The organism is Vibrio sp. 10N.222.55.C6, from assembly GCF_041473395.1.
GTDB lineage: Bacteria > Pseudomonadota > Gammaproteobacteria > Enterobacterales > Vibrionaceae > Vibrio > Vibrio crassostreae_C.
On sequence record NZ_JBFRSD010000033.1, the window covers coordinates 77,246 to 98,223 of the forward strand.

General features: G+C 45.0%; 19 protein-coding genes and 2 pseudogenes. 11 read left to right on the forward strand and 10 right to left on the reverse strand.

Features of this window, described 5'->3' with window-relative positions:
• Positions 1 to 2: 2 nt before the first annotated feature.
• A complete protein-coding gene (gene cyoE, locus AB4486_RS17690) occupies positions 3 to 875 on the forward strand; it encodes a heme o synthase (RefSeq protein ID WP_372117965.1) in 873 nt (290 codons plus the stop codon).
• Between the two features lie 77 nt (positions 876 to 952).
• On the opposite strand, the gene AB4486_RS17695 is transcribed toward cyoE, so the two are convergent.
• From AB4486_RS17695 to AB4486_RS17710, 4 genes and pseudogenes are all read right to left on the reverse strand, one after another.
• Positions 953 to 1,441, reverse strand: coding sequence for a hypothetical protein (locus AB4486_RS17695; RefSeq protein WP_012604429.1), 489 nt, complete (start codon positions 1,439 to 1,441; stop codon positions 953 to 955).
• A 220-nt stretch (positions 1,442 to 1,661) separates the two neighbouring features.
• Positions 1,662 to 3,638, reverse strand: a pseudogene (locus AB4486_RS17700) (alkyl sulfatase dimerization domain-containing protein).
• Between the two features lie 329 nt (positions 3,639 to 3,967).
• Positions 3,968 to 4,957: an efflux RND transporter periplasmic adaptor subunit gene (locus AB4486_RS17705; RefSeq protein WP_012604427.1), complete on the reverse strand. Its 990-nt coding sequence runs from the start codon at positions 4,955 to 4,957 to the stop codon at positions 3,968 to 3,970.
• A complete protein-coding gene (locus AB4486_RS17710; RefSeq protein WP_372117967.1) occupies positions 4,957 to 5,568 on the reverse strand; it encodes a magnesium transporter in 612 nt (203 codons plus the stop codon). Before AB4486_RS17710 ends, AB4486_RS17705 begins: the two co-directional genes overlap by 1 nt.
• Before the next feature lie 773 nt (positions 5,569 to 6,341).
• Here AB4486_RS17710 and AB4486_RS17715 point away from each other — a divergent pair.
• From AB4486_RS17715 to AB4486_RS17730, 4 genes are all read left to right on the forward strand, one after another.
• Positions 6,342 to 7,277: a LysR family transcriptional regulator gene (locus AB4486_RS17715; protein WP_102394217.1), complete on the forward strand. Its 936-nt coding sequence runs from the start codon at positions 6,342 to 6,344 to the stop codon at positions 7,275 to 7,277.
• Positions 7,278 to 7,480: 203 nt separating this feature from the next.
• Positions 7,481 to 7,858, forward strand: coding sequence for a lactoylglutathione lyase (gene gloA, locus AB4486_RS17720; protein WP_017066787.1), 378 nt, complete (start codon positions 7,481 to 7,483; stop codon positions 7,856 to 7,858).
• A gap of 14 nt (positions 7,859 to 7,872) precedes the next feature.
• Positions 7,873 to 8,970, forward strand: coding sequence for an alkene reductase (locus AB4486_RS17725; protein WP_017065285.1), 1,098 nt, complete (start codon positions 7,873 to 7,875; stop codon positions 8,968 to 8,970).
• Positions 8,971 to 9,080: 110 nt separating this feature from the next.
• Positions 9,081 to 9,947: a DMT family transporter gene (locus tag AB4486_RS17730; protein WP_372117969.1), complete on the forward strand. Its 867-nt coding sequence runs from the start codon at positions 9,081 to 9,083 to the stop codon at positions 9,945 to 9,947.
• Between the two features lie 100 nt (positions 9,948 to 10,047).
• Here the strand turns inward: AB4486_RS17730 and AB4486_RS17735 are convergent, their stop codons facing one another.
• Positions 10,048 to 10,203 carry a hypothetical protein gene (locus tag AB4486_RS17735; protein ID WP_017070441.1) on the reverse strand — a complete coding sequence of 52 codons (156 nt, stop codon included), beginning with the start codon at positions 10,201 to 10,203 and terminating at the stop codon, positions 10,048 to 10,050.
• Between AB4486_RS17735 and AB4486_RS17740 the strand changes: the two are divergent.
• Positions 10,171 to 10,287, forward strand: a pseudogene (locus AB4486_RS17740) (cytochrome c); the annotation flags it as partial. The gene AB4486_RS17735 and the pseudogene AB4486_RS17740 overlap by 33 nt on opposite strands.
• A 130-nt stretch (positions 10,288 to 10,417) precedes the next feature.
• Here the strand turns inward: AB4486_RS17740 and AB4486_RS17745 are convergent.
• Positions 10,418 to 10,912: a peptidylprolyl isomerase gene (locus AB4486_RS17745; protein WP_017060208.1), complete on the reverse strand. Its 495-nt coding sequence runs from the start codon at positions 10,910 to 10,912 to the stop codon at positions 10,418 to 10,420.
• A gap of 123 nt (positions 10,913 to 11,035) precedes the next feature.
• A complete protein-coding gene (locus tag AB4486_RS17750) occupies positions 11,036 to 11,644 on the reverse strand; it encodes a TetR/AcrR family transcriptional regulator (protein ID WP_017065287.1) in 609 nt (202 codons plus the stop codon).
• Positions 11,645 to 11,811: 167 nt separating this feature from the next.
• On the opposite strand from AB4486_RS17750, the gene AB4486_RS17755 reads away from it, so the two are divergent.
• Positions 11,812 to 12,798 (forward strand): glycosyl transferase family protein, encoded by a 987-nt coding sequence (locus AB4486_RS17755; RefSeq protein WP_081324522.1) that lies wholly within the window; start codon positions 11,812 to 11,814, stop codon positions 12,796 to 12,798.
• A gap of 97 nt (positions 12,799 to 12,895) precedes the next feature.
• On the opposite strand, the gene AB4486_RS17760 is transcribed toward AB4486_RS17755, so the two are convergent.
• Together AB4486_RS17760 and AB4486_RS17765 are read right to left on the reverse strand one after the other, a co-directional pair.
• Positions 12,896 to 13,192, reverse strand: a complete 297-nt coding sequence (locus AB4486_RS17760; RefSeq protein ID WP_050622140.1) for a hypothetical protein — start codon at positions 13,190 to 13,192, stop codon at positions 12,896 to 12,898.
• Positions 13,193 to 13,359: 167 nt separating this feature from the next.
• Positions 13,360 to 13,593 (reverse strand): hypothetical protein, encoded by a 234-nt coding sequence (locus tag AB4486_RS17765; RefSeq protein ID WP_017060212.1) that lies wholly within the window; start codon positions 13,591 to 13,593, stop codon positions 13,360 to 13,362.
• 302 nt (positions 13,594 to 13,895) lie between these two features.
• Here AB4486_RS17765 and AB4486_RS17770 point away from each other — a divergent pair, with 302 nt between their 5' ends.
• From AB4486_RS17770 to udp, 4 genes are all read left to right on the forward strand, one after another.
• Positions 13,896 to 14,312 carry a CBS domain-containing protein gene (locus AB4486_RS17770; RefSeq protein ID WP_017060213.1) on the forward strand — a complete coding sequence of 139 codons (417 nt, stop codon included), beginning with the start codon at positions 13,896 to 13,898 and terminating at the stop codon, positions 14,310 to 14,312.
• A 171-nt stretch (positions 14,313 to 14,483) separates the two neighbouring features.
• Positions 14,484 to 15,947: an MATE family efflux transporter gene (locus tag AB4486_RS17775; RefSeq protein ID WP_017065289.1), complete on the forward strand. Its 1,464-nt coding sequence runs from the start codon at positions 14,484 to 14,486 to the stop codon at positions 15,945 to 15,947.
• A gap of 153 nt (positions 15,948 to 16,100) precedes the next feature.
• The gene (locus AB4486_RS17780; RefSeq protein WP_372117972.1) at positions 16,101 to 18,458 is read left to right on the forward strand and encodes a zinc/cadmium/mercury/lead-transporting ATPase; all 2,358 of its coding nucleotides are present in this window, start codon (positions 16,101 to 16,103) and stop codon (positions 18,456 to 18,458) included.
• Between the two features lie 282 nt (positions 18,459 to 18,740).
• Positions 18,741 to 19,499: a uridine phosphorylase gene (gene udp / locus AB4486_RS17785; protein WP_017065292.1), complete on the forward strand. Its 759-nt coding sequence runs from the start codon at positions 18,741 to 18,743 to the stop codon at positions 19,497 to 19,499.
• Positions 19,500 to 19,712: 213 nt separating this feature from the next.
• On the opposite strand, the gene AB4486_RS17790 is transcribed toward udp, so the two are convergent.
• Positions 19,713 to 20,879 (reverse strand): DUF1887 family protein, encoded by a 1,167-nt coding sequence (locus AB4486_RS17790; RefSeq protein WP_102429147.1) that lies wholly within the window; start codon positions 20,877 to 20,879, stop codon positions 19,713 to 19,715.
• Between the last annotated feature and the right edge of the window lie 99 nt (positions 20,880 to 20,978).

Sequence of the window (20,978 nt, forward strand, 5' to 3'; positions counted from 1 at the left end):
GTATGCTGAAAAGATATCTGTCTATCACCAAACCGGGCATCATTTTCGGCAACCTGATTTCTGTTGCGGCGGGGTTCTTCCTCGCCGCAAAAACAGAACCAGCCAGCGCGATGTTGTTACTGACAACATTAGCGGGTGTGGGACTTGTGATTGCATCAGGTTGTGTTGTGAACAACATCTTTGATCGAGACATCGACCAAAAGATGAAGCGCACACGAAATCGAGAATTGGTTCAGGGCAACATCAATACAGACGTCGCGTTCGTTTATGCCTTGGTTTTACTACTCTCAGGCACAGCGCTTCTGTTCCAGTTCGCTAATCCGATCTCTGCGGTCATGGTGTTGCTTGGCTATGTGTTTTACGTCTTTTTCTACACCATGTGGTACAAGCGTACATCGGTTTATGGCACTTTAGTCGGCAGTATTTCGGGAGCCGTTCCGCCATTGGTGGGTTATTTGGCGGTGACGAATTACATCAGCCTTGAAGCGGTATTGTTGTTTGTGATGTTCTGCTTATGGCAAATGCCACACTCGTACGCGATCGCGATGTTCCACCTTCAAGATTATCGAGATGCAGGCATTCCTGTGTTACCGGTGAAAGAGGGCGTCGACAAAGCGCATCAACACATGAAAGCCTATGTAGTGGCGTTTGGTGCAGTATCATTGGCGCTGTTCCTACTCGGGGAAGCAGGTTATGAATACCTCGCGGTGTCAGCGGCGGTTTGCTTTATGTGGACCAAAGTGACATTTCGCAAAGTTGATTGCCTCAACTACATCCAGTGGTCAAAGACCGTCTTCAAGGTCTCTCTGCTGGTGGTGATGAGTATCAGTGGTGTACTGGGGCTGGAGTTGATTCCGTTGCCTACGCTTTTTTGATTTAAGTTTGTCGTTGAACCCTCAATGTTCTGAAGTCCGAGGGTTTGACGACTTTTTATCTGTCCCGCTTTAAGCTATTACCCTTCAAAAATATCACTCAGCCAATCTTCAAGCTGCTCTCGTTTATCTTGTGGGCCGTTGATGATCACTAAGCCGTTTAGTGTCGCGTGATCCCAAGAGATGGTGCCAGTTGCCAACGCATCGAACACATCGAGTTCCGTAATCAGTAATAGATCTTCCTCGGTAGGCAAAGTATCTCTGCCTGAGACATCGACCCCCTTCTCAAGTTTCACTTGGCTGTAATGACCTTTGATTGCTTCGAACAAGTTGAACTCAATTTTGCTTGGGTGGGGTTTCGCAAGCGCAGCCTTGATGGCAAAGAGTCGAAAGTGATCTGGCTTATTGAGGTTGTTGAATTCATCGTCTTGTCTGGCTGTAATGACGTTACCAAATACCTCGAGTGAACCGGGCTCTGTCACCAAACTAAATCCGGTATCTTGGTGAAGACCACAGGCAAACGTGAGTGAAGAGGTAAGCGAAAGAATCAGAGCAAATCGTTTTAACATAATGGTTATCGAGACCTGTAAAAGGATTAAGAATCTGACGGCAGCAGCCGAACCTGACGATAAAAAAGGGACCACAAAGGGTCCCTGTATTTGTTTGTCGTCCATGTAACGGTCAGCGAATCGATTGATAGCTATTTAGCGAGATTGTTTGCTAAGTAGCTTTCGTCAAAGAGCCATCGTCGAAGATCTATCGCCAAAGAGCGACCGTTCGAGCTCGCTATTAGCGAACGATGAGCATGATCTCTTCTGGAGTCATTGCCTTATCGAAGTAGCTCATGAATTGACCGAAGCCTTTGATGTCGCCATTCGAGAACGTGAATGCACCAGACTGTAGGTTGGTACCAATCACTTGTTGAGCGTTTGGACCTGCAATCAAGATTTGGTTCAATACTGCACGAGTGGTGTCGATTTGAACGTGTGCGCCTTTCACTGCTTCTTCGTGTAACTGAGCAATACCGTTACGGATTTCGATAGTGAATGCTTCGTTCGTATCAGAGAAGTTGTACGTTAGCATCATGTTCACGTCTAACGAGTTTTCTGCGATAAGCGTTGAAGTCATCATGTCGAAGATCTGCTTGCTTGGTAGTGCAGTAAGAACGTCAACAGAAGCGAAGCTGATCATGTTAGAGAAGTCACGTTTGTTCTCTAGTTCAGCCGCCGCGTTGAGCGCCCAGTTACGCCAGTTGATGTTCACTTGGTCTGCAGCCCATGCTTTGTAAGCTTGTGCTTTCATCTCACGAGCTTCCATATCTTGCTTGTTTACCGTGATTGGGTAAGAAAGAATTTCTGCTGCAAATGTGTAGTTCTCAGCCTTAATTGCTGCTTGTGCAGTCGTAAGGATGTTGTCACGACCGCCCATGATCTCTACGAATGCTTTAGCGCGTTGCTCGTAAGCCATTGGCTCTAGCTGCCATGGATCCGCTTCGAAGAAACCGTTGTAACCTACGTAAATCTGACGCACGGCGTGTGCAACAGTACCATAGTGTTCACCTAACCAAGGGTGTTCTGCAAGGTGCTTAGGAAGTTTAACTACTTCAACTAGCTCGTCTGGCGTCATACCTTTGTTCATGTAACGGATAGTTTGATCATGAGTGTATTGAATCGCATCACGGTAAGCCGTTAGTACGTCAGCTACTGCTTCTTTACCTTCAACAGGACGACCGTGAGAGTTAATCATGATCTCAGTGTCGAACTTACGCATTACGTCGATGCCCTTGAACCACATTGATGGGTCACGGAATTTAGTACCACGGATGGTGTGAAGGTTAGGGAAGTTCTCACCTTGAAGTACTTCAGCCGCGTGCAGGATTTTCTGGTCTGGGAAGTAAACCACTAACTCATCTTTAGTTTCAGATGGCACGTTCTCGATGTGCATTTTCACGCCAGAAATTTCGATTTCGATGTGGCTTTGGCTTGGTACAAGCAGGTTTGGTTCGATGAACGAGATAGCACCTTGCATGAAGCGTGGACCAAGGCCGTCGTTTACTGTGCCGTGCTCGCCTTCTTCTACGTGCTTAGCACCTGTGTAAGAAGTACGGTGACCAAATAGAGTACCTAGGTTTGAAGACCAGTTAGCCACTGCAGCGGTTAGGCCTTCTTCAGCGATGATTTTTACTTGACCTGATGCCACTTCTTCGTCAGTCACCCACGCACGCACACCAGAGATGTGGTCGATGTGGTTGTGAGAATAAATGATTGCTTTAACCGGCTTGTCGGTGATTTGACGGAATTACTCTTTTACCGATTGAGCCATTTCTACCGACTCGCCTGGATCAACAATGATGATGCCGTCCGTACCTTCAATCATGACGGGTGTATCTAGACCGAAACCGTAACCAAGATATACGTTGTCATCTACTTTGATGATTGCTTCGTCCATTTTACGACCATGCTTGGTGAGGATTGGGTGAACATGGTCAGACTCAGCAGTGTAAGCTAGAGAATCGCCTGTTTTAGAAACAACTTGAATACGTTCGCCTTTTCCCCAGAACATGTTTGATTTGTGTTCGAATAGAACCTCGCTCTTGTAGCGAGCATCAAGATCAATGTTTTGGTATTGCGCAGCATTTGCCGTCTGAAGTTCTTGGCCGACTTTCGATGTCGCTTCTACAGTTGGCGTTGCAGATGCAAAACCAGAAGCAAGTAGGGTGCTCGCAATAGCAACAGGAAGCGCCATTTTTTTGAATGTATTAGTCATGGTAGTGACCTTATATTTGGATACAGGAATTGGATTTCTTGAGCCAAATGATAGAGGTGGGGGAGGTCGCTATCTACGCGCTAATAATATTTCAATCTATCGTTTTTTCGATGATTTGTTTGATAAACGATTGTATTGGCGATTAATTTTGATCTAAATCAATTAGTAAGTGAGCTTGCAACAGATACAAAAATGCCCTGAAATTGAGGGCATTTGTTTTACAATTAGTCGCTAGTTCATGAGTGGCTGTGATACGAGTGAATAACAGCCAAATCATTGAATATTTAATTGCTTATCAAGAGCTAATCGTTTACCAAGAGCTTAATCGTTTACCAAGCACCTAGGTATGACTTGTAAGATTGTAGGCGAACTGTTGCTGCGCCGATTACATCAATGAAGCCCCAGAACGGATGTGGTTTCTCTGCTGAGATCCAAGCCGCGCCAGTTGAACCAATAGGGATGTTGTAACCTTCTGGTTCAATGATCTCAAGTACGATAGTACGACCTAAACCATTGCCGTTTCTTACCACGTGTTGACCGACGCTTTGTGGCCCCTGAAGTGGAGAAATACTCGACTCACCGGTACCGGCATTAAAGCTGTGTACTTTTGCTCGGAACACGTGGCCTGGGTATGCATCAACGAAGAACTCAGCGAAGTCTCCTACTTGAACATAGCCATAAGTTTGGTCTGAAATACGCATCTCAAGAAACTTTTTGCTGGTGTTGTAGAGGTGCATGTTACCCATGACAGAACCTTCAGCAATATTCACTATCGATACCTGACCATCAAACTCAGCTCTAATGGTCTTTTTCTCTTGCGCCCAATTTACTTTTTGTAAATCGGCTTTTAACGACACCAGTTCAGCATGCAGCACTCGAAGATCAGAGTCGTACTTTTCTACGTCACGCATATTGAAAATTTCAGGTGACGTTTCAGCACGCTCTAAGTCGCGATTCATTTGCTTGATCTCTTCTTCTTTCTGAACAATTGAAGATTCGATCTTTGCTTTGTCTGCGGCTGAGTCAATGTCGACGAGTGTGTAAATTACGTCGCCTTCTTTAACCATTTGGTTGTGTTCAACAAGCACTTGGTCGATCTGCTGGCCAAAGATCGGTGACATTACCGCGTGTGGTGCTTTCACTGTGGTTGAGTTGGTTAGATCAACGGGTGCCCACAAGCGAGAGATTACCGCTAATACCGCAAGAATCGTTACGCCACCAATGGCAGCCCATGTGTAGTTCTTGAAGTTCTTCTTAAGTGCGCCTGTCGCAAACAGTGACCATACAATTAGGATGTATGGAATCATCATCTCTTTCATTATGCGACCTCTTTTTCTGTAGCGGATGGTGTTGTTGGAGTCTTTTCTTCTGAAGCCTGTTCTTTTGAAGATTGCTCTACTGAAGACGGCTCTGTTACCGGTTGTTCAGGTGATACGTGGACTGCGGCTGTCTCTGTAATGGTCGCGTCTTGTTTAGGCTGAACACCACGGCGAATCACATCACTCAGTGATTGACCAATATGTTTCCAGTTCGCCAATGCGATAACCAATGCGATAACCCAGAATGTTTTGCTGATGAAGAGTCCGCAAAGTGACAGTGCAAACACGATCTGAACGTGAGCGCTTTTGTGCTCTTTTGCTTTATGCACACCCAGTTCATGCAACTGCCACATGCCGTAAACACCGGCTAAAACCACAGCAATGGTCACTGAGAACAAGTAACCAGAGAAGGACTCCATCTGGAAGAAGTTCATCATCATTTCATTGGGATGATTGTTGAATTGAGACATGTCGATGTCTTTAGAATGGATTGTGCCTAATGGTGCAAGAGCCCATGCTCCCGCAAACATCACTGCCATAAACAGACAGAATTTGACCAAGACCATCACAATGGCCCAGATTTTCTGGAAAACGATTTTTATAAAGTTCATATCTCAACCTAAATAAGGAGAGAGAAAGTGCAGCCTTGGTACAAGACTTTTAGAAGACATCTGAAAGAGGTGTTGAACTCACGTAACCGTATAGACCTACTGAGTCAAAAGTACTAGATGACAATTAAAAATCGCTTTGACCACGTAGACAACGCATTCTCGCGAATAGAGTGTTAAAAACACCTGGCGAAATCATTCTTAAGTAACGTCTACCATTGATAGGTTCGTTTGCTGCATTGGGTTTTAAGGCCGTCTTCCGTGATGTGTGCAACACCATCATCTACACATTTTTAGGTTTTCTGTTTAGGTTAAGAATTGATTTGTTGGCGAAATAATAGGAAGTGTAACTGGTGCTATCTACGCATTATTGCGATATTGAATTATCGTAATTACGATGAATTGAGTGGTTGCTTAAACGTGAGGTGGGTTTATTTGAACAGGCTCAAACTCGGCTTATAAAATATGTCTATTTAATTAGCCTGGATCATAGAAGTGGCTATAAAAGTATCAATAAGGCAGGACGGAAATATTGAATACTCCGACCAGTCTAGGGTGAGTTTGGGTGGATTAAGCGTTACTGGCACAGCGAAGAGATTTAGATTCCAATCTGGCGAATGTGGCAGCTATTCGAAAGAGTGAGTTGTTCTGACATTTTTGCTCTTTACCATATGATGCTTCCTTCTCAGTTTTGTTTTCTCAATGAGCATCCGTTGTTTCATTCTATCGCTTTTACGATAAGATAATTAAATCTATCGCCAAATGAGCACTGAATCATGAGTAATGACATTCCGAATTTTAACTTATTGGCTGTGTTTTCAGCGGTGATGGAGCAGGGCAGTTTGAGTAAGGCTGCCGATCATTTGAATACCAATCAATCGACGATCAGCACTGCGCTCGGCCGACTGAAAAATGAAATTGGCCAAGAGTTGTTTGTGCGCAGTGGGCGAGGGGTTGTGCCTACTGCTTACTCGCAAAGCTTGTATGAGCAAATCAAAGCGCCAATACACGAGCTCAACGGCGTGTTTCAAGGTATGGCTGGGTTTGATGAAGCGAGTACAGAGCGCAGGTTTGTGGCTTCGGTTCCCGAACATTTAAAGTGGATGTTGCTCGATCGATTTTCTCAGTTATCTAACCAAGGCTTATCTCTTGAGGTGTATGACCAACCAGATAGTGATGATCAAGTCCATGAGGATCTATTAACTCAGAAGTTTGATTTGATGATCGACATTGTGTTGCCTGAGCATTCAAGCATGATGAGCGAAAAGCTCTACGACAGTGAGTTTGTGATTGTTTGCCGAAATGGGCACCCTAGGATCAAAGGTGAGATCACCGAGGCGCAATATCTCAGTGAGCAACATGCGGTTTTAGCCAGAACACGTCGCCAAGTAAGAAGTTTGACTCACTACACTTCGTTAGACTTATCCTCGCGTAAAATTGTAATTCACGGCAGCTCTATGGCCAGTAACCTAATGCTGTGTAGCCAGACTGATTACATCACTGTTGTGCCGCTTTCTATGGCGATCCAGTATCAGGAACGTCTTGGGTTACAGTTGTTCAAACCGCCTTTCGATTATCAGCCTATCTCTCATTACCTCATTTGGTTGAAAAAACAGAACACCGATCCGGCACATAAGTGGTTGAGAGAGCAGATCATCAATACGACTAATGACATGTCTAAATCACTAAACAGTTGGCGCTCCGCTTTCTGATCGTCGCCCTATCTTTTGTTTGCCAAATATCTTCTTAACAAATCACTTGTATTAAGTGAGTTATAATAAAAAATTATCACAATGAGAATTTATGATAATTTCATTTATTTGCTGTCAGCTCGTATATTAACCCTAACAAAGAAGTGGGTAACCTCCACTCACGATTATATCGGCTCAGGTTGCTGGGCTAAAAAGGGCGAAATATGAAATTCCTACACACAATGATCCGAGTTACTGATTTAGACAAGTCTATCGAGTTCTACACCAAGGTATTGGGAATGAAGGAACTTGAACGCCACGAAAACAAAGAGTACCGCTACACATTGGTTTTTGTTGGCTATGAGCAAGGCGGCACGACTATCGAGCTAACGTACAACTGGGATACGAATGAGTACGAGATGGGCAGCGCGTTTGGTCATCTGGCATTGGGTGTAGAAGATATTTACGCAGCATGTGACAAAATCAAATCGCTAGGTGGCAACGTCACTCGCGAAGCGGGTCCAGTGAAAGGCGGCTCAACTCATATCGCTTTTATTACTGACCCAGACGGCTACCAAATCGAACTGATTCAACTAGGTTAATCGAGGATATAACAATGACAAACGCACTATTTCAACCAATTCAACTTGGTAATATCGAGCTTAAAAACCGTATTGTTATGCCACCGATGACGCGTTCTCGCGCAACGCAACCTGGTAATTCAGCAAACGATATGATGGCGGCTTACTACGCTCAGCGTGCTTCTGCAGGTTTGATTATTGCTGAAGGCACACAAATTTCACCTATGGGTCAAGGCTATGCTTGGACTCCGGGTATCTATTCTGATGAGCAGATCGCTGGTTGGAAAAAAGTGACTGATGCCGTACATGAAAAAGAGGGCGTTATCTTCGCTCAACTTTGGCATGTAGGCCGTGTAACACACCCAGACAACATTGGTGGTGAACAGCCAATCTCGTCTTCTGCACTTAAAGCACAAAACGTAAAGGTATTCATCGATAACGGTACTGATGAACCGGGCTTTGTTGATGTGGTTGAACCTCGTGAAATGACGAAACAAGACATCAAAGAGGTGGTTGAACAGTATCGCCAAGCGGCTTTGAATGCGGTTGAAGCAGGCTTTGATGGTATCGAACTTCACGCAGCGAATGGTTACTTAATCAACCAATTCATCGATTCTGAAGCAAACAACCGCACTGACGAATACGGTGGTTCAATTGAAAACCGTTTACGTTTCCTAGGCGAAGTGGTTGAAGCTATGGTTGAAGCGATTGGTGCTGACCGTGTTGGTGTACGCCTTGCTCCGTTCACATCGTTGAATGGTACGGTTGACGCTACACCAGTAGAGACTTACACAGCGGCGGCAGCACTACTTAACCTATACAAAATTGTTTACCTACACATTGCAGAAGTTGATTGGGACGATGCACCTGAAACGCCAAAAGCATTTAAAGCAGCAGTTCGTGAAGCCTACGAGGGTGTCCTTATTTATGCGGGTAAATACGATAGCGAGCGTGGCGAAAAAGCCGTTGCTGAAGGCGTAACTGACATGGTTGGTTTTGGTCGTCCATTCGTTGCGAACCCAGATTTACCAGCTCGTATTCAAAATGGTTACCCACTTGCAGCGCACGATCCAAACACATTGTTCGGTGGTGCTGAAAAAGGTTTAACGGATTACCCAGAATACGCAGGCTAAAAACAGCTGCCTGAAGCAGAGTATTGAGATAGTATCTCGATCCTGTTGAATGTTTATAAAAAGCAACCTTGCAGAGTCGGGTTGCTTTTTTTGTTATTGGACTAAGTAAAATGATGAACGTGAAAGCGATGCGCGGAGAGTTTTACCTTCTATTTGCCACCCTGCTAGCTGGGGTGGGATGGATTGCATCTAAGCTGGTGGTATTAGAAATGCCTGGGCCAGTGTTCATTGGTGTGCGATTCCTCGTCGCGAGTCTTATTCTTCTGCCATTTTGTATTCACCATATTCGTAAGCTTTCGTTTAAGCAGATTCTGTCTCTTTGCGGCGTGGGTTTGTTGTTGTCTGCCTCATTGCAGGTATGGGTGTTTGCAGTTTCGGTGACTGAAAGCTTGTCGGAAGGTGCATTCATCATGAGCTTAGCCATGATCATTGCACCGTTTGTGTCTTGGATTTTGTTTCGAGTTAAGCCTAATCGCGCGTTTTGGATGTCTTTCCCGATCGCGATTATTGGCATGCTGTTGCTGACTTTGGGTAACGGCTGGCATGTTGAGCAGAGTCAGATTTATTTCTTACTAGCATCGATGTTGTTGTCTGTTCACTTTGTGATGAACAAGCGTGTGATTACCAATATCAAGCCTATCGCATCAATCTGTGTGCAACTGTTTGTGGTGGGTGTGAGTGGTTTAGCCTTTGCTTCTATGACAGCTCAGCCGGAGTTCGAAATCACCAAAACCTTAGTCTTCTGGTTTATTGTCTCTGCGGTGATCGCAACGTCTATTCGTTACTTGCTACAAACGGTCGGTCAGCACTCCGTGAACATGGAAGTGGCGGCATTGATCATGATTCTTGAGCCTGTGTGGACGCTGCTGTTAAGTGTGAGTGTGCTTGGCGAAAGTGTAGAGATGCAGAAGCTGCTCGGTGGGGCGGTGATCATTGCTTCACTATTTTGCTATATCAAATGGTCGAGACGAAAATAAAACACTCGGCGCAAGGCCGAGTGTGGGTTGTTTTTCAATACACGTTCAGAGTGTAATAATTTCTAAGCACTAAGCTTGCTAAGCAGTGAACGCGGTAAGATCAGATTGCCGCGACTACTTTCTGAAGTAGCTTGAGCATTTGTTGTTGCTCTTCAGCATCTAACTCGTTCATCAACTCTTTGTTTAAACGAACGGGGATAGGAACGAGTTGTTCTTCAAGTGCTTTTCTGAGCTTTATCAGGCGAGTGTTGAACAAGACTTGTCGAGTGCAGAGCAAGGGTTAAATTCTGCGAATAAGACGTGCAAAGGGTGTCACCGTACTTATCGTTCTCGCTGGTAACTATTCTAACAACGAGCTTTGAATACAGGTGGTAAAGTCGAACCCTTACCACCATAGTCCTATCGCACAGCCTTCTTTTCTTTATGCCATCAATTCGAATGCACTAGGGGCGGGAAAGGACGTGAATGAATTAGTCGCGAATAGTGACTTTTGTAATCACAATATCTTCGCAAGGCACATCTTCGTGTCCCCAGCGAATGGTTGTTGGTGCTTTCGCAATTTTGTTTACCACATCCATACCTGCTGAAACCTTACCGAATACCGCGTAACCCCAGCCAGCATTGGTTGTTGAGGTGTGATCTAGGAAATCGTTGTCATCAAGGTTGATGAAGAACTGCGCCGTTGCAGAATGTGGTGCATCAGTCCGAGCCATTGCCACAGAACCAATCACATTCTTCAAGCCACGGTTTGCTTCGTTGACGATTGGGGCACGAGTTGGTTTTTCTGTCATGTCGATAGTGTGACCACCACCTTGAATCATGAAACCTTCAATAACACGGTGAAATGTCGTGCCTTCGTAGAAACCGTCTTGGCAGTATTTAAGGAAGTTTTTCGACGTTACTGGCGCTTTTTCAAGGTTCAGTTCAATCTCGATATCGCCAAAGTTGGTGGTGAAAGTAATCATAGGGTTACCTAAAGTTGAAGTTTTACTGAGTCGTAATGACGAAAGTGGGTTGCAGTATAGGGAAAATAACAGCAGATACTAGTGATGGTTTTATTGTGGTTGAATTCTCATCAACCACCAAAATCACGCCTGATATTGTTTAAGGAACATCTCGACACTTGAAGTAATGATCACTTGTTTGTGCGCAGCATCCGGTGACGGCACATGACCAATGATTTGCGGCCAAAACGCAAAAGACTTAAGCAGACCAATGAACTGCGTGGAGGCGAATTGTGGGTCTAGTTCTACTAAACGACCGTCTGCCAACGCGGCTTTAATCCAGGTTGTAAGTCCACTTTCTGCTTGGGAATATTTTTCCATCGCTTGATGCGCCAGTTCGGCGTTATGGAAATACTCTGAGAACAACACGCGTGACAGGTCGATGAAGCCTTCAGACTCAAGTAACTCAAGTTCTTGATTGGCTATCGACGAAAGCTGTTCTTCAAGTGGCAGTTCTGCTTGATAAGGGAAATGCGTTGCGGCCAGAGTTTTGCTCCAAATGCTGTCTAGAATCTCATCTAAAAGCAGTTCTTTGCTGGCAAAGTGATTGTATACGGTGCGCTTTGATACTTCTGCGCGACTCGATATTTTATCCATGCTGGTGGCCTTGTAGCCATGCTCAGTAAACTCTGCGATAGCAGCGGCAACGATCGATTCACGTTTTCTTTGGCTCAGCGTTTTTTTTACAGTCATCGGGATACTACTCAATATGTCGCGGTTAGCATTACATACGCTAATTTTACACCAGTAAGTTTACTTTTAGAACACCAATCCGCGTATTGGTAATTCGGTCGAGAGCAACTGAATCGCTTTGCAATGCACGGTGGGTATCATAGAATCGAAAGTGTATTCGAATTTTATTGATATCAACGGAAGAGAATAAACAATCAATGAGTAGTATTTTAGAGTGTATTCGTACAGTTGGACGAGGAGAAAGAGGGCGTAAGCCTTTATCGTTCGAACAAGCCTACCGCATCATGGATGAGTATTTAAGCGGAGAAGTCGGTGACGACCAAATGGCTATGCTACTGATGTTGATTCGTGTGCAGAATGAAACCAATGAAGAGATCGCTGGCTTTGTAAAAGCGTTTCAATCTCGAGTGCCAGATTTAGGCGCTGATATTGATTGGCCGTGTTATGCAGGTAAGCGTAACGATAACGCCAGTGGCAAGCCTTGGAACTTGTTGGCGGCAAAAATCTTAGCTGACAATGGCTATAAAGTGTTAATGCATGGCTATATGGATAAGCCGAGCGGTAGGACGCACGTTGAAAGCCATTTGCAAGATGTCGGTGTGCAAAGTGCTGAGAGCCCTGAACATGCTAAGTCGATTCTTGAACAAGACGGCATTGCTTATTTACCGCTAGCTAACTTTGCGCCCGAAGCACAAACCATGATTGGTTGGAAACACCGCTACGGTTTGAGAACACCAATTAACACGGTAGTTCGAGCATTGAATCCTGGTGGTGGCCGTTTAGGTCTGCGTGGCAGTTTCCATCCTGGCTTTCCACAACTTCATGCGGAAGTTGAGCATGTTATCGGAAATAAATCCCACTCGGTGATTTCATTCAAAGGGATGAACGGTGAGTCGGAATATAATCCTAAAGTTAGCCAAACGGTATGGATGAGCTCTCCTGACAAAGTCGAATCGTTCTACTGGGAAGAGATGATGAACCTAGAGCTGCCACTTCCTAGTCAATGTGTACTTGGCACATCGGCTGAAGATATGGCGCTAATGGCGAATACCGTTGTCGACAGCATGACAGCCATTCTCTTTGCAGAAACGCACGATAAAACTGAGGCATACCAGAAAGCGGTGCGCCTGTGGCATGAGTATTGTGCGCGTTAGATGGTGGTTTGTAATCAATGAGAGAAGGTCAGCGAGCGCTGGCCTTTTTATACTTGATTTCTAGCAAGGGCTTTTCGTGAACGCCCAAACAATAAAGCTACTTCACTCGCATCAAGCGATGCATTTTGTCTTCGAACTGAATCTCAATCACCTGTGAGATTTTCATCTTATCAACACGATCAAGCATTCTCGCTTGGTAATCACGTTTTTTCATCCACTCTAGCGGTTCTTTAAAGCCATCTTCATTAATCACAAACGACTGATCGGTAATAGAGTCTTCAAAGATATGAACCACCCAAATGCGTGATTGGAAATCCAATAACTCACTAAAGTAGCTTTTTAACTTAGATAAGGAATTCGTTAGATACGTTTTAGGTGAGGTTTGAGAAGACATAGTAAACCGTATTGGGACAATGAAAATCGGCAATGGCGCCGTATGATCATTATAGCCTTTACCCGTTAGGCTTGTCAGGTCGAATTCGGCAGCCATTCACGGCTATTGCGCTTGCTAATGCTACTATGGCTGCCAGTTAGAGATTAACCAAATCAGTGTCGGATTCACTATTTAACGAATAGGCCGAAGTCGATCTCTTGTTCTCTTTGATATTTCACCAGCTTCACTTTTAGGTCGTGTTTTGCTGCTAAATCAATGGCTAAGCATGACATGCGTTTTATCTCATCAACGCAGCTTGATATCAGCGGTTTTTCTTGATTATCGATAGTGGCGATGAGTGTGTTTTCTGTGCCGTCGTTACCTGCGTAAATATACGCGTACATGTTGTTGTCGTGTTGCATAAACTTCCTAAAACGGGATTTCTAATTATTAGTGAGGTGAAGATTACAGGGTTTATTTACGCAGGCTAGCTCGGCTAAGTAAGGTTAAGCAAGGGAAAGTAAGGCTTTGTAAGGGCTCTTTTTTTTCTTTTTTCTGGCGTTCGAAAACGTGCTCAACCCTTTGTTTGTCTCACTTTTTTGTCTTGTTAGGTTTTGCCTATCAATAAAATTGTTGAAATCCATTTAGTAAAATCAAGATTTTAGACAACAATTAACTTAACAAGATAGAAAATATATGACGCAAAGTATTTAGGGAGAACGCAATGCATTCTATTAAAGTGAAAGATTACATGACGCAGCAGGTTGTGACATTTACTCCTGATATGCCGTTAAGTCTAGCGTTAGACAAAGTGATGCGTAGCCACCATATGGGTGGGCCCGTAATCGATGATAACGAACAAGTGATTGGCTTCCTTTCAGAGCAGGATTTACTCGAGAAACTTGTGAAGGTCAGTTACTTCTGCCAAGACACACACCTTGTGGGTGACTGTATGTACCAAGAAGTGCTGTCGGTGTCACCTGACTTATCCATTATTGAATTGGCGGACATGATGCAGGTTGGAAAACCTAAAGCATACCCTGTGATCGATAATCGAAAACTGGTGGGTATTATCACCAGAACTGATGTTTTGAGAGCAATTGGCAAGAACTTGGAAGAATGCTTCAAACATCAGGTATAGTAGCGTGTTAAGAACGATTATTTTTCTCAATACTCTCAATTGAAAAAAGGCGCACTAGCGCCTTTTTTCTGTATAGCGCTTTTCTTGGTCGATCCTTTCTTTTTGGATCCCTAGCCAGTTGAACAGCTGATTAGGCTTTAGCTCTTGGGTATTCCAACTTTTGGAGGTTTCATGTCAAATCAAACGGCAAAGTTTGTTGAAGGTTCAACGATGCGCCACATATTGGTGATGTCGGGGGCTGGCTCTGTCGGTTTGATGGCGTTATTTGTGGTCGATCTGCTCGACATGCTGTTTATCAGTATGCTCGGACAGGTTGAATTGGCTGCTGCGGTAGGCTTTGCAGGTACGCTGACTTTCTTTTCTACCTCCGTTTCTATCGGTACTTCCATTGCCATGGGCGCATTAGTGTCCAAAGCCATCGGCTCTAAGAATCAAGAGCACGCTCGAAACCTAAGCACCAGTATCATGCTGACTGCGTTTGTTATCAGTTCAACCATAACTGCAATCATGTTCGCTTATATTCCAGAGCTGCTAGCCGCGATAGGCGCCAAAGGCATTGCAGCCGAACGCGCTCAAGCTTACCTACAGATTTTGCTACCTAGTGGTCCATTTTTGGCGTTAGCGATGGCAGCGGGTGCGGGCTTAAGAGCGGCAGGTGATGCTAAGCGTTCGATGTGGGCAACTTTGTCTGGCGGCATTGTTAACGCGATTCTCGATCCTCTGTTTATTTTTGGTTTTGGTTGGAACATCGAAGGGGCGGCTATCGCTTCGGTTGTCGCTCGTTTCTCGGTGCTATTCTTTTCGCTTTATCCTCTTATTCGCAGCCATCAGCTGGTAGCTCCGCCTTCTTTTGTGCAATGGCGCATTAATATTCGACCAATATTGGCGATTGCGCTGCCTGCGATTATCACCAATACCGCAACGCCTATCGGTAATGCGATTGTAACAACGGGTATCGCACAATATGGTGAGGATTTTGTCGCGGGCTTTGCCGTGATAGGTCGTCTGACGCCAGTTTGTTTTGCGGTTATCTTTGCCTTGTCTGGCGCTGTGGGGCCAATCATTGGTCAGAACTTTGGTGCTGAACGCATGGACCGAGTAAAAGAAACACTCAATAACTCATTGCTGGTTACTACGGCATACACCATCGCTGTTTGTATTCTGTTGTACTTCGTTCAAGGTTATGTCATTCAAGGCTTTAGCTTACAAGGTGATGCAGCAATCATTGTGGCGGCTTTCTGTACCTATGTGGCGTTAACCTTCACCTTTAACGGTGCACTATTTGTTGCCAACACGTCTTTCAACAACCTAGGTAAACCGCTTTACTCGACAGCATTGAATTTGGGTAAAGCGACGTTAGGTACTCTGCCGTTCGTATATCTAGGTTCGCAATGGTATGGCGCTTTGGGTGTTCTCTATGGTCAAGCTTTGGGTAATGTTTTGTTCGGAATTTTAGGTATCTTGGTGCTTCGACATCATATCGCTGAACTGATGCAAGGATCTCAAGTTGATCCAGTGGAAGATGATGTGTCGATTGTCAGCTTGAACACTCAGCCATTCTGTTCACACGATGCGGTTCTTATTGATGATGTATCCGCTAACCGTGAAGAGTGTGCGGAGCTTAAATCTCAGTAAGCCATCGGCGCTGGCATAATATTTTTGTTTTCTTGAAAACTTCTTCTTGACCTTGGAGTAGCCTCCAAGGTTTATACTTTTGATGAACTTAAGGTTCTGTTGCTCGTAAGTTAGCAACAACCTCAAGGCTTTTGAGTATTAAGGAGATACATTATGTGCGCAAAACATGCAGCGTGCCGCTCAGCAAAAGTGGACGTTCAACCTCAAGCGGCAGGAGCAAGTTGCTCTAGCCCTAAAATTTCAAGCATCACAGCAGCAGGTACTTCATCTGGTTGTTGTAGCTCTTCTGTTGCTTCGTCATCGTCTGGAGATGATTGTTGTAGTTCGTCGGATAGTGGAGAAGAAGACAGTCAGTCCTCAACTTTATCTCTCGATGCCAAATTTTCGAAAAGTTGGCTGGTTGCCGGAATGGACTGCCCAGCTTGTGCAAGAAAAATAGAAAACGCGATCAGCAATATTGACGGTGTTATTCAAGCGAAGGTTCTCTTTGCTACCGAAAAGCTGGTTGTGAAATTCGATAATGAAAGCCTTGCTGACACCATTGAACAGGTCTCTATCAAAACGGGTTTCCCTCTTACGGAAGTCGGTTCAAAGAAAGAAAAACAACAACCTGAGACTTTTTGGCAAGCTTATATCCAACCTAATTTACAGATTATCGCGATTGCAGCGGCAATGCTGTTTGCGGCGCTTCTGAAAAGTACCTCACCTCAATTAAGTGAAGGCTTGTTTACGGTAACTTGTCTGCTTGGTTTATATCCGGTGGCGAAGAAAGCGATTCAGCTGGCGCGTTCAGGTACACCGTTTGCTATTGAAACCTTAATGAGTGTTGCCGCGCTGGGTGCTTTGTACCTTGGCGAAACTGCGGAAGCAGCGATGGTTCTATTGTTGTTCTTGATTGGTGAGCGCTTAGAAGCGTTTGCTTCATCAAGAGCAAGAAGTGGCGTTCAAGCGCTAATGGCATTGGTACCAGAAAACGCGACTAAGATCATCAACGGCGAGCGTGTAGAAGTAGCAGTCAGTGAACTGGTTCCAGGTGATGTGATTGAAGTGGCCGCGGGCTCTCGTCTACCTGCTGACGGCCAATTGATTACAGACGCGGCAAGCTTTGATGAAAGTGCGTTAACCGGTGAATCTGTTCCTGTTGAACACATCGAAGGCAATAGCATCATGGCTGGCGCTGTGGTGGTCGATAAAGTGGTTCGTATCACCATCACTTCAAAACAGGGTGAGAACGCGATCGATCGCATTCTTCATCTGATTGAAGAAGCAGAGTCTCGTAAAGCACCACTAGAGCGATTCCTCGATAAGTTCAGCCGTTGGTACACACCGTTAATGATGGTAGTGGCTCTGTTGGTCATCATCACACCACCATTGTTGTTTGCGCAGCCATGGGAAACATGGGTTTACCGTGGCCTAGCGCTATTGTTGATTGCTTGTCCGTGTGCCTTGGTTATCTCGACTCCTGCAGCAATTACCTCTGGCTTAGCAGCAGCAGCGAAACGTGGCGCGCTCATTAAAGGCGGCGCAGCGCTAGAGCAGCTTGGTAAAATCCAAACCATCGCCTTCGATAAGACAGGCACACTGACCGAAGGTAAGCCTCAGGTTACGGATATTCAACCTCTATCGGGGTGGCAACAAGACGCGATGCTGCGTGTGGTTGGGGCGATTGAAGTTGGCTCTACTCACCCGTTGGCGCAGTCACTTGTCGCTAAAGTAAAAGACCTGAATATTGAGATTCCTGAATCACACAACAAGAAAGCGTTGATTGGTAGTGGTGTTGAAGGGGATGTTGATGGTGTTAAGTATCAGGTTCTGTCACCGTCTAAAGTCACGTTCGAACTTGGTGCCGATGTGGTTTCTCAGGTAGAAGCATTAGAAGGTGAGGGCAAGACGGTTGTGGTTGCTCTTGAGGTTAAAGATCAAGAAGAATCAACAGAGCAAGCTACGACGGTGATTGGTCTGATTGCTTGGCAAGATACGTTACGCAGTGACGCTAAGCTTGCGATTGAACGACTTAATGAATTAGGTATTCAATCTATCATGTTGACCGGCGATAATCCGCGCAGTGCAGCAGCGATCAGTAGCAAGATTGGTATGCAGTACAAGGCAAGCCTATTGCCAAGCGACAAGGTATCTTACGTTGAGGAGTTATCTCAACAGTCGCACGTGGCGATGGTCGGTGATGGCATTAATGATGCACCAGCAATGAAAACGGCGAATGTCGGCATCGCAATGGGTGGTGGTACGGATGTCGCTTTGGAAACGGCGGATTCAGCACTGACTCATAACCGTTTAACTGAGCTGCCAGCGATGATTGAACTGTCGCAAGCGACCATGAACAACATCCGTCAAAACGTAGCCCTTGCGCTTGGTTTGAAGGTCGTATTCTTGGTGACAAGCTTGTTAGGTATTACCGGTTTGTGGGTGGCAGTTTTAGCGGATAGTGGTGCAACTGCATTGGTGACATTGAACGCATTGCGTCTGCTTCGATTTAAATCTAAAGCGGACTAAATCGAGCTCACCGACATAGAGCATTCTTAATATAAAAGCGCCTTTAGCGGTAATACGTTAAAGGCGCTTTTTGTCTCATTAGTATGCAACATAGGCGTGCGGATTGCTTATTTTTGTGATGCCAATCGGTTTTTTGTGAAACTTGAATTATTGTTGCGATCATTCATGTGACATGTGTCACTTCATTTTGTAATGAGCTTGGTTAGAGTGTGTTCGTACCCCACGAATTTACTATGAGCTTAAATAAGGGTAAAAAGCCCAATAAGCCAAAAGGAGCGAACTATGTCTCAAGCTGTTTTCCACTTAGGTGTTACTGAAGCAGATCTTAACGGTGCTACTCTTGCGATCATCCCTGGTGATCCTGCTCGTGTGCAAAAAATTGCAGAAGAGATGGAGAACCCAGTATTCCTTGCTAGTCACCGTGAATACACGCTTTACCGCGCAGAGCTAGACGGCAAACCAGTTGTTGTATGTTCAACAGGTATTGGTGGTCCATCGACTTCTATCGCAGTTGAAGAGCTTGCTCAACTTGGTGTTCGCACTTTCCTACGTGTTGGTACGACTGGTGCTATCCAACCTCACGTAAACGTGGGTGACATGATTGTTTCTACAGGTTCTGTTCGTCTAGACGGCGCTAGCCTACACTTTGCTCCTATGGAGTTCCCAGCAGTGGCTGACTTTGAAGTTGCAACAGCAATGAAAGCGGCAGTTGATGAATCAGGTGCAACAGTTCACATGGGCGTAACGGCATCAAGCGATACGTTCTACCCAGGTCAAGAGCGTTACGACACGTTCTCTGGTCGCGTTGTTAAGCGCTTCCAAGGCTCTATGCAAGAATGGCAAGACATGGGCGTTCTAAACTTCGAGATGGAATCTGCAACACTGCTAACTATGTGTGCAAGTTCTGGTCTGAAAGCAGGTTGTGTTGCTGGTGTAATCATCAACCGTACTCAAAAAGAGACGCCTGATCACGACACTCTAAAAGTAACAGAAGCACGTTCAATCAAAGTGGTTGTAGAAGCCGCTCGTAAAATGCTTTAAGTCTTAAAGTGCTCTGAGTTTTAGAGAGCATTAAGTCTTCAAGTGACATTAAATTTTGAAAATGGCCGCATCGTATGATGCGGCCATTTTTTTGTGCCGTCTGAAAGTAATCAATAGAGAAAACAGACAACAAAAAAGGCGAGTGACTTAATCGTCATTCGCCTTTTTAACAATCTGCTTAAGAGCATTGAGCTCTCATGAGCTTATTGGTTTTTAGTACTCTAGATCTTCACTGCCACCCGCAGCTGTAAACCATGCCGTTAGGTGTGTTTTAAGATCTTTCAATTCGTCAGGGCCAATCAATGCAAGGCCAAGATCTTCAGCTCGTGTGATGTCGTTATGGCGAAGAGGGCGGAAGCTCACTAACATTGCACGTGCTTGTAGGCCACCTAGCAGGTCTCTAAGCGATTCCAGTTTGTACAAGGTGTCATCACCATCATCACGCATGCCTTTGGTCTTACATTCGATGATGTGCAGCTTATTGTTCACCACAGAGGCAACATCAAGCTCGTTACGAACCTCACGTTCACCCAGTTGACGGTATACCTGAACATTCAAAGAACGGTCTTGAATGGTCGGCATGTCATCTTGGATCTGCTTAACTGTGCTATGAACCAATGTTTCAAGCCATTCGCCGTTTGAGAAGCGTCGTGCGTCTTCATTGGCAAACGTCAAAATACCATTGTCATAAGTGGCGATCTTAGCTTCAACCAAATCGCTCAACAGCATGTTTAGCTCGCGATAACCTTGTTGTTTCTCTGACAACCCTACATCAAGTCTCTGTTCTTTGCGGCAGGTCGTTGCAAGATAGTTCAATGTAGCGAGGCCAGGGCCGAGTTCTAGTGCATTACTTGCCCAGCGTTCACCCAGCTCATAAAGCTTTTGATCAAGTTGCGGAGACAGCTGTACATCGCTGAATTCACCACGAGCGCCGAACACAGTCAGGTAGTCGTCGATAGTGATGCGATCTTGAACTTGTGCGTCTTCTTTACCATTCGGGTAAAGCCAGCACAGCTTGTCACTGTTTGGTTCAACAACAAAGATTGGCCAGTGGTAAGTACGAAATACTTCGTATACAGAAAGTAGGCGGTGACGAAGGCCACAACTTGCGTTGAGTTTCACTTCTTCACCACGAGCTTTGAGGTCTTCGGCAAGGTTTTGGATAGACTCTTTAATCGCGGATGTATTTACGAGGGTTGGAATCTCGAAAAATTCACTCGTAATGTCGCGCTTCTGCAAAACGCTGTCTAAGCGTTGGTAAATACTGACTTGATTCTTGTCACCGATGAACACGATGTGAGTGCTGATCGTTCGGTTATCGAGTAGTGGGGTGATCAAGCGAATGGGATCTTGATCGATAATGCCAACATGAACAGCCATATAAATTCCTTAATAGCGGCTCGCTCATAAAGGTGAAAGAAAAAACGGGAAGCAGCAAGCCTTAATAATCATATAATGACAAAGATCATAAAAAACAAG

Bases quoted from the DNA above. Each gene is read 5' to 3' on its own strand.
- cyoE (WP_372117965.1), top strand. From the start codon at position 3: ATGCTGAAAAGATATCTGTCTATCACCAAACCGGGCATCATTTTCGGC.
- AB4486_RS17695 (WP_012604429.1), bottom strand. From the start codon at position 1,441: ATGTTAAAACGATTTGCTCTGATTCTTTCGCTTACCTCTTCACTCACG.
- AB4486_RS17705 (WP_012604427.1), bottom strand. From the start codon at position 4,957: ATGAAAGAGATGATGATTCCATACATCCTAATTGTATGGTCACTGTTT.
- AB4486_RS17710 (WP_372117967.1), bottom strand. From the start codon at position 5,568: ATGAACTTTATAAAAATCGTTTTCCAGAAAATCTGGGCCATTGTGATG.
- AB4486_RS17715 (WP_102394217.1), top strand. From the start codon at position 6,342: ATGAGTAATGACATTCCGAATTTTAACTTATTGGCTGTGTTTTCAGCG.
- gloA (WP_017066787.1), top strand. From the start codon at position 7,481: ATGAAATTCCTACACACAATGATCCGAGTTACTGATTTAGACAAGTCT.
- AB4486_RS17725 (WP_017065285.1), top strand. From the start codon at position 7,873: ATGACAAACGCACTATTTCAACCAATTCAACTTGGTAATATCGAGCTT.
- AB4486_RS17730 (WP_372117969.1), top strand. From the start codon at position 9,081: ATGATGAACGTGAAAGCGATGCGCGGAGAGTTTTACCTTCTATTTGCC.
- AB4486_RS17745 (WP_017060208.1), bottom strand. From the start codon at position 10,912: ATGATTACTTTCACCACCAACTTTGGCGATATCGAGATTGAACTGAAC.
- AB4486_RS17750 (WP_017065287.1), bottom strand. From the start codon at position 11,644: ATGACTGTAAAAAAAACGCTGAGCCAAAGAAAACGTGAATCGATCGTT.
- AB4486_RS17760 (WP_050622140.1), bottom strand. From the start codon at position 13,192: ATGTCTTCTCAAACCTCACCTAAAACGTATCTAACGAATTCCTTATCT.
- AB4486_RS17765 (WP_017060212.1), bottom strand. From the start codon at position 13,593: ATGCAACACGACAACAACATGTACGCGTATATTTACGCAGGTAACGAC.
- AB4486_RS17770 (WP_017060213.1), top strand. From the start codon at position 13,896: ATGCATTCTATTAAAGTGAAAGATTACATGACGCAGCAGGTTGTGACA.
- AB4486_RS17775 (WP_017065289.1), top strand. From the start codon at position 14,484: ATGTCAAATCAAACGGCAAAGTTTGTTGAAGGTTCAACGATGCGCCAC.
- AB4486_RS17780 (WP_372117972.1), top strand. From the start codon at position 16,101: ATGTGCGCAAAACATGCAGCGTGCCGCTCAGCAAAAGTGGACGTTCAA.
- udp (WP_017065292.1), top strand. From the start codon at position 18,741: ATGTCTCAAGCTGTTTTCCACTTAGGTGTTACTGAAGCAGATCTTAAC.
- AB4486_RS17790 (WP_102429147.1), bottom strand. From the start codon at position 20,879: ATGGCTGTTCATGTTGGCATTATCGATCAAGATCCCATTCGCTTGATC.